At 44.1% G+C, this 12,427-nt stretch carries 10 protein-coding genes; 2 read left to right on the top strand and 8 right to left on the bottom strand.

Annotated features, from left to right (window positions below; genetic code table 11):
* On the top strand, positions 1-279 hold the full coding sequence (locus DW917_RS01515) for a TIGR03905 family TSCPD domain-containing protein (RefSeq protein ID WP_118115802.1): 279 nt from the start codon (positions 1-3) through the stop codon (positions 277-279).
* A 181-nt stretch (positions 280-460) separates the two neighbouring features.
* Here the strand turns inward: DW917_RS01515 and DW917_RS01510 are convergent, their stop codons facing one another.
* On the bottom strand, positions 461-844 hold the full coding sequence (locus DW917_RS01510) for a membrane lipoprotein lipid attachment site-containing protein (RefSeq protein WP_118115800.1): 384 nt from the start codon (positions 842-844) through the stop codon (positions 461-463).
* Between the two features lie 274 nt (positions 845-1,118).
* On the opposite strand from DW917_RS01510, the gene DW917_RS01505 reads away from it, so the two are divergent.
* Positions 1,119-2,441 (top strand): S28 family serine protease, encoded by a 1,323-nt coding sequence (locus DW917_RS01505; protein WP_118115798.1) that lies wholly within the window; start codon positions 1,119-1,121, stop codon positions 2,439-2,441.
* A gap of 43 nt (positions 2,442-2,484) precedes the next feature.
* Here the strand turns inward: DW917_RS01505 and DW917_RS01500 are convergent, their stop codons facing one another.
* The 7 genes from DW917_RS01500 to aroB form a co-directional block, all read right to left on the bottom strand.
* On the bottom strand, positions 2,485-3,252 hold the full coding sequence (locus DW917_RS01500) for an HAD family phosphatase (RefSeq protein ID WP_118115796.1): 768 nt from the start codon (positions 3,250-3,252) through the stop codon (positions 2,485-2,487).
* A gap of 28 nt (positions 3,253-3,280) precedes the next feature.
* Entirely contained in the window at positions 3,281-4,639 is a 1,359-nt protein-coding gene (locus DW917_RS01495) for a glucose-6-phosphate isomerase (protein WP_118115794.1), read from the bottom strand.
* 43 nt (positions 4,640-4,682) lie between these two features.
* Complete coding sequence (locus DW917_RS01490; RefSeq protein WP_022111146.1) at positions 4,683-5,681, bottom strand: NAD(P)H-dependent glycerol-3-phosphate dehydrogenase; 999 nt, start codon at positions 5,679-5,681, stop codon at positions 4,683-4,685.
* Positions 5,682-5,754: 73 nt separating this feature from the next.
* Positions 5,755-7,485 (bottom strand): lysine--tRNA ligase, encoded by a 1,731-nt coding sequence (lysS, locus tag DW917_RS01485; RefSeq protein WP_022111147.1) that lies wholly within the window; start codon positions 7,483-7,485, stop codon positions 5,755-5,757.
* A 124-nt stretch (positions 7,486-7,609) separates the two neighbouring features.
* On the bottom strand, positions 7,610-8,740 hold the full coding sequence (locus tag DW917_RS01480; RefSeq protein ID WP_118115792.1) for an acyltransferase family protein: 1,131 nt from the start codon (positions 8,738-8,740) through the stop codon (positions 7,610-7,612).
* Between the two features lie 36 nt (positions 8,741-8,776).
* Positions 8,777-11,065: an alpha-N-acetylglucosaminidase gene (locus DW917_RS01475; protein WP_118115880.1), complete on the bottom strand. Its 2,289-nt coding sequence runs from the start codon at positions 11,063-11,065 to the stop codon at positions 8,777-8,779.
* A gap of 146 nt (positions 11,066-11,211) precedes the next feature.
* On the bottom strand, positions 11,212-12,258 hold the full coding sequence (aroB, locus tag DW917_RS01470; RefSeq protein ID WP_118115790.1) for a 3-dehydroquinate synthase: 1,047 nt from the start codon (positions 12,256-12,258) through the stop codon (positions 11,212-11,214).
* Positions 12,259-12,427 lie beyond the last annotated feature (169 nt).

Here is a 12,427-nt window from a genome sequence, read left to right as displayed (position 1 = left end):
ATGATCAACAACGAGAATGTAAAGCATCTTACCAAGGTGACTTATCAGACTCATGGTACCTGCTCCAAGTACATCTGCATCAGTGTAGATGAGAATGGAGTCGTACAGGATGCGCAGTTTATCGGTGGTTGTGATGGCAATACCAAGGGCGTTTGTTCCTTGATAAGAGGTATGAAGGCGCAGGAAGTGATTGCCCGATTGAAGGGTATTACCTGCGGCAACAAACCAACAAGCTGTCCAGACCAGTTGGCAACTGCACTTCAGGAAATGGGGTACTAAATGTAAAAGACAGCATTACTGGTCGGTTTCCAGTAGAAATAATATAAAAGTCCCGAAGAATTAAATCTTTCTTCGGGACTTTTTCTGCTTTTAATCTTTGTCTTTTTCTGCTTTTAATCTTTGTCTTTTTCTGCTTTTAATCTTTGTCTTTTTCTGCTTTTAATCAATGACCTTTTCTGTCTTAATATTTAAAGGTTTCGTCCAATAGAACTTCCTTTGGATTTTTAGCAGAATGATAGATGAATCTGAAAGCAAAATGGGCTTCTTTGTATTTCTGAAGTCCTGGATTATTGTCTAATGACTGCTTTTGTGCATCATAGAGTTTCTTGTGGTTCTGTTTGATGAGTATGGCATTATCTGCTTTGTTTCTCAAAGTCATATAATAAATATAGGTACGGGTATTCTTGTCGAATACCGTACTGTCTGTGCGCCCATCATTCACGAAAGGAGTAGGGCATACTTTCTCTGTATATTCCTTAGCCTCTCTTGCTGCTCTGTCTTCAATGCTTTCTGAGCATGAAGCCAACAATGTAATCAACATGATTGGAAAAATAATCTTTTTCATATCTTTCTTTTTAATATTTGTCCTTTATCGTATTTATCCTTTTAATTCTTTTTATTCACAAGTACAATATGCTGTTCTGTATTTGAATTGTACTGAAATTCGGGCACAAAGATAAGTTTTTTTGATGGAATAGCAAAGCAATCTGCTACGTTTTTGTGGGGAAGATTTATCAAATTATACTTTTTCTCATTTTATTTTCTTTTTTCTCTGGTTTTTGCAGTACCTTTGTATTTCAAAATATAATATCTTCAAAAGTATAATATCTTTGAAAGCAATGAAATTTTTTAAGAAAACAAAATCATTAAAGTCAGCTTGTTTGTTGATGTTGCTCATCCTGCCTTTGCAGATGTTGGCAGCAGAATTGGGTGAAGCTGGTAAACGGTTAGCGGCTCTTCCTGGTGTGAGTAAAGTGGAACCGCTGCAGAGTACTTGTTTCCCAGAAAAATACGTGTTCTTTATCAAGCAGCAATTAGATGCTAAGAACCCGCAGGTTGGTCAGTTTGAGCAGCGGGTAGTGCTCTGTCATCGCGGTTTTGACCGTCCAACAGTACTTGTTACAGAAGGCTATGATGCCAATTATGCGTTGCATGAGGGATATATAGAGGAACTGTCCAAGCTTTTCGATACCAACATCATTACCGTGGAGTACCGTTATTTTGATAAGTCCATGCCAAGCCCTTGCAACTGGGATTATCTGACAGTGGAGAATTCTCTTTATGATTTGCATCATGTGAATGAAGCATTACATGCTTTATATAAGGGTAAGTGGATGGCTACGGGCATCAGTAAGGGTGGTCAGACAACCATGTTCTACCGTTCCTATTTTCCAAACGATATTGATATTTCTGTTCCATACGTAGCTCCACTCAACAGAAGTGTTGAGGATGGCAGACATGAGAAATTTCTCCAATATGAAGTTTCGACTCCTGAAAACAGACAGAAAGTGCTCGACTTCCAGCTTCTGCTCTTTAAGCGCAAGGCAGCTCTTCTTCCTATGCTTGAGAAATATTGCAATGACAAGCATTATACATTCAATGCCCCTTTGGCTGAAATATATGACTTCTCTGTCTTTGAGTATGCATTTGCTTTCTGGCAGTGGGGTTCTGATATCCAAAAGATTCCTACAAGAGAGGCTGATGATTTAGCTGTATTCAAGTATTGGATGAGTCATTGTGAACCCGATTATTTCTCCAATCAGAATCCCTATTTCTCGTTTGATGTGCAGGCGGCTAAAGAATTAGGTTACTATGGCTATTATACAAAACCATTCAAGAGATATCTGAGTATTAAGACGGCAAAGGGATATTTGCATCGGTTGATGTTGCCGAAGGATGCGGAGGAAGTGAAATTTTCTCCTGTATTATATAAGCACACAGTAGATTTCCTGAGTAAGAATGATCCTAAGATGGTTTATATCTATGGTTCTATCGACCCATGGAGTGCTTCTGGTATTTATGGACTTCCATTTACAAAGAACAAGCAAAACTTGCATGTTTATATGTGTCCGGGAGGTTCTCATAAGACCCGTATTCTTTCCTTTCCAGAGCCTACTCGTCAGGAAATTATTAATTTGATAGGTCGTTGGTTGAAGGAATAGTACATTATATAAAAAGTTAATAAAAACGTGTAAGTAATGATGTTTACTTACACGTTTTTGTTGTTTTGAATATCTGGCTCTGCTGATGTGCCATTTCTATTAAACTCTCGAAGTCATTGCAGAATTCGGTCATCTGATGGTAAAGAAGATTACTGCCTTTATCTGATAACTCATTATCTGGTAATGGACCGGAATTGATAGCTACCGTGAAGATGTTAGCAGCAACACCCGCTCTGACTCCTAATGGAGCATTCTCTACAACGATACCTTCCCATGGTTGAAGATTGCCCGTTTTCTGCAATCCCATCAGGTATGGGTCAGGGTTTGGTTTTCCACGTTTCACGTCATACGCAGTTACAATATGCTCTTCATCCAGAAAATCGCCGAAGTCATTGAGTAGGCGCATGATGAGAGGGCGCTGGCCGCTACCGGTAACCACACCCACTTGCATACCAGCATCCTTAATCTTCTGCATGATTTCCTTAACACCAGGGAAGATTTCTGCCGTTGGCATAGAGTGGAAGATATCCGTCTTTACATCATACATTTTCTGAGCTTCTTCCAGAGATATGTCGATACTTTTCTGTTTTTTCACCATCATCTGGATGGTATCGATACCTCGTGCTCCCTCTGTGGCATAAGCATCAGCTGCAGTCATGTGGATGTCAAACTGCTTCATAGATTCCTGCCAGGCCACGGCATGATTAGGCATACTGTTGTATAGCACGCCATCCATATCAAAAAGAACGGCTTTAGGGTTGAATTCCCCAAAGCCGTGGTCTTTTAAGTATTTTGAAATAATTTCTTTCATCAATAATGAAATGATTTCTTAATATCGATTATTTCTCGTTAGCCAAACGCTCCTGGATAGCCTTGCTTTCAGCCTCATAACCAGGCTTGTTGAGCAATGCGAACATATTCTTCTTGTATGCCTCAACACCAGGCTGGTTGAATGGGTTTACCTCTTCCAAGAGACCGCTGATACCGCAAGCCTTCTCGAAGAAGTAGATTAACTGACCGAGGTAGTAAGCGTTCAACTCTGGTACGTTAACCAAGATATTAGGAACACCACCGTCAACGTGAGCCAAGCGAGTACCGAGTTCAGCCATCTTGTTCACCTCATCCACACGCTTGCCCTCCAAGAAGTTCAAACCATCAAGGTTTTCATCATCGTGAGGGAAGAGCAACTTCTCGTTAGGAGTCTCTACGCTGATAACAGTTTCGAAGATAGAACGCTCACCTTCCTGAATCCACTGACCCATAGAGTGAAGGTCGGTAGTGAAGTCGCAAGCTGCAGGGAAGATACCCTTCTGGTCTTTACCCTCGCTCTCACCATAGAGCTGCTTCCACCACTCAGCGAAGTAGTGAAGTTTTGGCTGGAAGTTGCAAACGATCTCAATCTTCTTGCCAGCCTGTGTATAGAGTGCCTGACGAGTAGCTGCATAGATAGCAGCAGGGTTCTCATCGAAAGCAACGTCTTTACCACAAGCCTTTTCCATGTCAGCAGCACCTGCAACGAGCTGTTTTACGTCGAAACCAGCAACTGCGATAGGCAATAAACCTACTGGAGTAAGAACAGAGAAACGACCACCTACATTGTCAGGAATGATGAAACTCTTATAACCCTCTTTGTCAGCGCAAGTACGGGCAGCACCCTTCTTGGCATCGGTAACGGCTACAATCACATCCTTAGCCTCTTCCTTACCACGCTGATCCTCGCACTGCTTCTTCAAAAGACGGAAAGCGAGAGCAGTCTCAGTTGTGGTACCAGACTTAGAGATATTGATAACACCGAACTTCTTGTCCTTCAAGAAAGAAGTCAACTCGTAGAGGTAATCCTCACCGATGTTGTTACCTGCGAAAAGGATTGTTGGATTCTTTTTATCATTTACGAGCCAAGCGAAAGAATTGCCGAGACCTTCGATAACGGCGCGAGCACCAAGGTAGCTACCACCGATACCAGCAACAACAACAACCTCACACTTTTCACGCAATGTGTTGGCAACTGCCTGAATCTCATTCAAGAATTCAGGGGTGATAGAAGATGGCAAATGCAACCATCCCAAGAAATCGTTACCTTCACAAGTGCCGTTCTCAAGAGCTTCCTGAGCGGCTTTTACCTTAGGCTCGTAAGCCTTTACTGCACCTTCTGCGAGGAATGATGCAGCCTTAGTAATGTTTAAGCTGATACTTTTCATTTTCTTATTTAAATATCTAAATGAATGTGTTAATTTTTCTCCTTTATCTGAACGAATCAGTCAAGAGTTTGATTTCGATTTGCGGACTGATGCGCTCGTACAGTATATTATATACAGCATCGAGAATCGGCATGTTGACGTGCATGTGGCGATTGATTTCCTTCATACACTTTGTACCGAAAAATCCCTCGGCAATCATCTCCATCTCTATCTGTGCACTTTTCACGCTATAGCCTTTACCTATCATGGTACCGAAGGTGCGGTTGCGTGAGAAATTACTGTAACCTGTTACGAGCAGGTCACCGAGATATACTGAGTCGTACATGCTGCGGTCGATAGGGTGGACGGCAGTGAGGAAACGGTGCATCTCCTGAACGGCATTCGACATGAGTACCGCCTGGAAATTGTCGCCATATTTCAGACCGCCACAGATGCCTGCTGCAATAGCATATACATTCTTCAAGACTGATGAGTATTCGATACCGATGACATCGCTTGAAGTCTTGGTCTTGATGTACTCGCTTGCCAGACAGTCGTTGGCAAAGGCGCGAGCCTTATCTGTGTCGCTACAGCCCACGGTGAGATAACTCAGACGCTCCAGCGCAACTTCTTCTGCATGAGAAGGGCCACCGATACAAGCCAGGTTTTCATAAGGCACGTCATATACCTGATGGAAATATTCCGAACAAACGAGGTTTTCGTCAGGTACGATACCCTTGATGGCTGTGATGATAAACTTGTCGCTGATGCGAGTCTTGAGTTTCTTGAGATGATTCTTAAGGTAAGGCGATGGGGTGACGAATACGAGTGTGTCGTAGTTCTGCACAATCTTATTGATGTCTGAAGAGAAGAAAATCTCATCCACATTGAATCTTGCCGACATCAGATAGGCAGGATTATGCCCCAAGCGCTTGAAGTCCTCGATGCGGTCGTCGCGTCGCATATACCAACCTATGTGATGAGTATGCCCCACCACAATCTTGGCTATTGCCGTAGCCCAGCTACCGCCGCCAATAATAGCAATTTTTCCGCAGTTGAACACTTCGTTTTATGTTTAATGTATAACTAATAATGTATAATTGGAGTATGCTGCCCCAATTATACATTAATATATATTACTTATTTGCTGCGTCAATCCAGCCCTGGATATCATCAACAGAAGGCTTCTCGTAGCCGAGTTTGTACTTCTTGTTGATTTCACCGATCTTCTGCTGAAGACCCTGAGCCTTCTCTTCACGGATGTCAGAAATCAGGTTGAAACCTGCCTTGCGGAGCACGTATGCCCAATCCTCTGGCACGCCGATCTCAGCCCATTCCTTGATAGTACTCTGTGGCATCTTCTTCTCAGGCTTCATCTGAGGGAAGAACAATACCTCCTGGATGAAGGTCTTGCCTGTCATCAACATGACGAGACGGTCGATACCGATACCGATACCTGATGTTGGAGGCATACCATACTGGAGGGCGCGGAGGAAGTCCTGATCGATGATCATTGCCTCATCGTCACCCTTGTCAGCCAACTTCATCTGGTCGATGAAACGCTCTTCCTGGTCGATTGGGTCGTTGAGCTCTGAGTATGCGTTGGCAAGCTCCTTACCGTTGACCATCAACTCGAAACGCTCTGTCAAACCAGGCTTAGAACGGTGCATCTTTGTCAGTGGAGACATCTCAACAGGATAGTCGGTGATGAAAGTAGGCTGGAGGAAAGTACCCTCGCAGAACTCGCCGAAGAGCTCGTCGATCAACTTACCCTTACCCATGGTCTCATCTACATCCATGCCCTTCTCCTTGCAGAATGCGCGGATTTCTTCCTCTGTCTTGCCGTTGCAATCGAAACCAGTCTTTTCCTTGATGGCATCGAGGATAGGAAGACGGCGATATGGAGCCTTGAAGCTAATGATGTTACCATCTATCTCGCGTTCTGGCTTTCCATTGACTGCGATACAGATAGTCTCGAGCAATTTCTCAGTGAATGACATCATCCAGTTGTAGTCCTTGTACTGAACATAAAGTTCCATACAGGTGAACTCTGGGTTGTGGTTACGGTCCATACCCTCGTTACGGAAGTTCTTGCCAATCTCATAAACACCCTCGAAACCACCTACGATAAGGCGCTTCAGATAAAGCTCGGTAGCGATACGCATATACATATCCTGATCGAGCGCATTGAAGTGGGTGATGAATGGGCGGGCAGAAGCACCACCAGCGATGCTCTGGAGAGTAGGAGTCTCCACCTCTGTATAACCAGCGTTGTCGAGAACGCTGCGGAGTGTACGGAGAACTGTAGCACGCTGCAAGAAAGTATCCTTTACGCCATCGTTGACGATGAGGTCAACATAGCGCTGACGATAGCGCAACTCAGGGTCGTCGAACTTGTCGTAAGCAACACCATCCTTATACTTTACGATAGGGAGTGGTTTCAGACTCTTAGAGAGCAGGCACAGTTCCTTGGCGTGAACTGAAATCTCGCCAGTCTGTGTGCGGAAAACAAAACCCTTTACACCGATGAAGTCACCGATGTCGAGAAGTTTCTTGAAAACAGTATTATAAAGGTCTTTGTTCTCGTCTGGACAAATCTCGTCGCGTGCGATATAGACCTGGATTCTTCCCTTTGAGTCCTGCAACTCTGCGAAGCTGGCTTTACCCATTACGCGTCGGCCCATCATACGACCTGCGATGACTACCTGGCGTGGCTCTTCCTCGTCTTTGAATTCAGCTTTGATATCAGTGCTGAATGCATTGGTTGGAAACTCTGCAGCTGGGTATGGATCAATGCCCATCTCGCGCAATGTTTGAAGACTTTGTCTGCGAACGATTTCCTGTTCGCTTAACTCTAAAATGTTCATATTCTATTTAGATATATCTAATTTTGTTATTCTGTCTGCAAAAATACAAATAATTTTCTGAACTCCACCTTATTTTTATGCTTTTTAATATAATAAGTCGGAAATAGTAGTGCAAACATTTGCATTATAGCTTAATGAAAATCTTCTTTTGGTACATCCAGATGCCCATCGCTGCATGAATGGCAACAAAAAACAGGGCATAGGTGAGGGAAACCAGATACTCGTCTGAAATGACATTCCTGATGAGGCCTAACAGGTCGTCCTTGATGCCGTATGTTCCGAAAACGATGGCAAGGAACTCGCTCAGGACATAAAGAAAAAGTGGATTCATTCCGAATGACAGAAACAGAACTGTTATCGGATTCTCCGTTGTTTTTATCGTCTTTCCTTCCGCATTTGCTTCATTCTTTCCTTCTGCACTGATTTCACCCCTGTCAATCCATTGGATGAGCAGACTCAAGGTCCAGGCAGCAAAACCACAGGTCACAAATACATAGCTTGGACTCCATATTCTCTTATTGATGCCGAAACCAATCAAGGAAAGGAAGAAACCAAGAATGAGCATGACAAGACCACTGATTTTCAAAAACTTAATTTTGGAATGAACGTTCTGGCCTGCAATGCTGATGTATTTGCAACAGAGGAAACCTATCATCGTATGGGCGATGGCTGGCAATGTACTCAGCAGTCCTTCGGGATCTACCGGACTCTTATGATAGAGGTGATCGTAGCCGAAAAAATGGAGATCTGCCTGGGCGATGATGTTGACTGATGCATCGTAGGCATAACCGTTGCCGAAAGCTAAGATGCCCATATAGACTATGATGATGCCGAGGATGATATGGACAAAATACCGTTGGTTGATATGGATGGCCAACAGGGATACAATGCCATAACAGAGGGCTATGCGCTGTAAGACTGCCCATATACGCAGATGCGCAAAGTCTAATCCATTACCCGAACAAATCATATCAAACCAGTTGATACTGAGTCCGATAAGGAAAAGCAAGATGGTGCGTTTTGCGATTTTTCTGTAGATAATTAGCGAGGGCTTAAACTCCGTCTTTCTCAAAGACAGATAGGTGGACATACCCATCATGAAGAGGAAGAAAGGAAAGACCAGGTCGCAGGGAGTCAAGCCGTTCCACTTGCTATGCGTCAGAATATGATAGTTCTGTTCACCGCCATTATTGACCAATATCATGAGGGCTACTGTGAGCCCTCGCATGATATCCAGAGATTTGAGTCTGATCATAGTTTTCTGGGTGTTTTATCTTGTTCTTAATAGTTCTTATCTGATAAAATTGATAACTTCCTTCGCCACTTCCACACAGTCTCCTTCAGGTTGATCACTGTAGGTATTGTGCTGCAGAGTCCATGGTTCCTCTATAGCATACCAGTCAATTACCGGACCGCCAGGCAATGCCATTTGGAAGAGTTCGGCAGCAGTCTTGTTAGCATTCTTGCCACCGCCTAACGCTTCGTAATCCACTTGGGTGCTGGCTTTCATCTGGTCTTTTAATGCCTTCATATAGGTACTCCATCTTTTGTAGTAGAAGTCTTTCAGTAAACCTTGCCATTCCTTGTGTGCATAGTCTCGGAGCCCTCCCTTATCAGCACAGGTGCGGTTTCCCCATGTGGTAATCTGTACACGAGCATTCCATTCATATTGGTCTTTCTCTGCCGTAGTCTTGCCGATTTTGCGTGCCTGTTCTGTCCAATGTCCCAGACGGAATTCAGAACGGGTGCCTAAGAGTTTGTCCTGTAGGAGAATCATCTTCAGGAATCGGTCTGCATTCTTGTCAAAGTCTTTACGGGCAAAGGCATTGTAGTCGGCAATCGTCTTCAGGTACTGTTTTCTGCCCTGATCTGCGAGAGCCTGTCGGCAGATATCCACGAGGTCATATTCGTAGTTGTTGTTTCCTTTGTATTTATCAGCTACTTGTGCGAAGAGGATGGCAGCCTGTCGGGTGTCTTCCGGATCATAGTAGTTGTGCATTTTCGACCAGCTGGAAACCTGGAAATTGTTTAATGATGGGCGTCCGCAGAAGATGCTCTCATGGGGACCTTGCTGGTTGTTGCCGAGCGGACAGTTGTAGATGCTTTTTGCAAGCAAAGTCCAGGCTTTCACGATTGTATCATCGTGGACGCCATATCTGGCAAAGCAGTATTCCTGGATCCATTCTTCCTTGGTCATCTTCTCCGCTCTCCAAGGCAGTTCGCTCATCAGTTCGAACATCACCGGGTTGTTTTCTGAACCTTCCATCGTAAAGCCCCAACCCTTCATTGAAGAGTTAGTGATAAATGAAGAATTCTCTTGCTTTTGGACGTTCTTTTTTCCTGTAGCTAGATAGAAGTTGTTGAGAAGCTGATCCATTCTTCCATGAAGACCTACGTTTCCGCCAAAGTTCTCCAGAAGACAGAAGAGCCATTGATGCTTGCCGTATCCACCTTCCCGTTTCCAGATACTCGGACTTCCGAACATCGGGCGGCATTCAGAGAAGAGGTCGAGTATGAGGAGGTCGCCAACCTTCAGATTTTCTATCATCTGTGGACGTGGATTCTCGGTCCATCCCTGAACCACCCACACAGCCTCAGAATTGGCACGCTTCATGGCATCCATCAGCACCTTTCCTGCTTTTCCGTAATCAACGGCAGCATCATCATTGCTTTCGTGGAAAGGATCCATGGAGTAATAGGAAGCCTTACCGAAGAGATGGGTGAGCTCCTTATAATATAGGTCTGCGATTTCTGCAAATCGGGCATCCGTAGGCGATAGGTTGGCAGGGCGCTGATAACCATTCCAGCGACCACCATCAGTCACGTTGAGTCCTAACTTTTCTTTGGCGTCATGAGGCATCATACCGCAATAGCCCGGCAAGACAGGTTTCATACCAAGCTCTTTCATTCTTGCCAATATCTTCTTCTGCAATACTTCCTGTTGCTTGTACCAGTTGAGTGGCAGCGGACCGCCCCATCCCTCGAGGTTGTTCATTTCCCACCAAGCCAGGAAAGCAGGACCGGCAATGAATTTGCCGACTTCTTCCTCTGTATAGCCTAACTTGAGGAGCATGTTTCTCCATACACATTCTTCGCCTACGATGGCAAGCGGCATGTTGATGCCATGCAGAGCCATCCAGTCGATTTCTTTCTGCCAACGGTTCCAGTCCCAGAAAGCCATCGAGTAGGAGAAGGTGCAGTAGTTGAAATCATAGCGCAATTTGAGATCTGTCTCATGGCGCTCCTTTTTCTCAACTCGTGGCAATACGGCAGGTATTTTAGCCGTCATATTGTTCCAGGAGATATGGATGCCGGCATAGTGTTTGAGATACCAGTTGACACCCACGGCAATATTCACCCAAGAGTTGCCCCGGATGATGATAGGAGATGAAGTTTTCCTGCTGTTGGAGGAAGGATGAGACTTCTGGTCAATCTCAAAAAAGTCTTTGTCTGATTTTACCAGTATGGTCTGAAACTTGCGTGAAGCGCCTTTGTCAATGCGTTCCAGGATGTCATCTACAGGATTTGCCTGTATGCTCGTAACGGTCAATAGAAATAGGTAGAATAATATTTTTCTCATATACATTATATAAATATAGGATTAACATGATGATGAAAAGGTCTCATATTTGAATATAGAAAAGGTCTAAAATATAAATGTTGAAGAGTTTGTGTATCTTCATTCTTCCTTCTGCTGATACACATTCTCTCCAACATTTCATAAGATTATCCTTCTCTGAAGAAATCCAGTGCTTCCTTGATTTCGTCCATGGTAGCCGTCTGGTTGATGCGGATGTCACCGATGCCTCCCAAGAGGGTGAAGTTGATGATGCCGTTCTGGTTTTTCTTATCGTGGTGCATCAACTCTATCAGTTCATCGTAGTCATCACAGGTGATAGGCAATGTGCCGTAGTATTCCTTGATGAAACTTACGGTCTGTCTCATCTTTTCGGTAGGGAAACCTGTATGTGTGGCACTGAGATATAGTTCGCAGATCATACCGAAAGCAACCGCATGACCATGCAGGATAGGCTTGCGCTTCAAGGCCCAACTCTCAAAGGCATGACCGAAGGTGTGTCCTAAGTTCAGTGCCTTGCGGATACCATGCTCATGAGGATCTTCTTCTACGATGCGTTCCTTTACCTTCACGCTGTCAGCCACCATTTGCTGCAGATGCTTTAAATCAGGATTTGCCAAATCGAAGGTAATCAGTTCCTTCCACATATCCTCCGTTGAGATGAGTCCGTGCTTCAACATCTCTGCATAGCCAGAACAGATGTTCTCGGCATCCAGACTGCGCAGGAATTCCGTGTCGAGGATGACAAACTTAGAATCGTTGAATACACCTATCTCATTCTTCAGTCCGTTGAAGTTGATACCCGTCTTACCGCCAACCGATGCATCCACCATGGCAAGCAGGGTAGTAGGGATATTGATGAAGTTGATGCCGCGTTTGAAGGTGGAAGCAGCAAAACCGCCGAGGTCAGTTACCATGCCGCCACCGAGATTGATGAGACAAGAGTGTCGTGAACCGCCACCATCGCCGAGTGATTTCCATACATGTGCTATTGTTTCCAGGTCCTTATGGGTGTCTGTAGCACCTATCGTGATGACCTGTGCATTTTTCAGCGTAAAGAATCCCTGGATGACCGGAAGGCATTTTTCCTTCGTCACCTCATCGACAAGGATAAAAATCTTGTCGTGCTCGCATTCAGTGAGTGCATTGGCAATTTCACTCTCCAGATGAGTAGATATGATAATTCTCTGATTCATAACAAAAACGTTTAATAATGTTGCAAAGGTACGTTAAAAAACTGACTTATACGGCAAAAAATCCTATTTTTTTTGATTGTTTACTCTATATTTGGCATAAAAATAGTATTTTTGTTTAAACCTTGTATAATTATGTACGTCAAAAAGGCAAATCAAAAATAACTTATTG

Source organism: Prevotella sp. AM42-24 (genome assembly GCF_003461825.1).
Lineage (GTDB): Bacteria > Bacteroidota > Bacteroidia > Bacteroidales > Bacteroidaceae > Prevotella > Prevotella hominis.
This window is presented reverse-complemented; position numbering and strand designations above follow the sequence as displayed.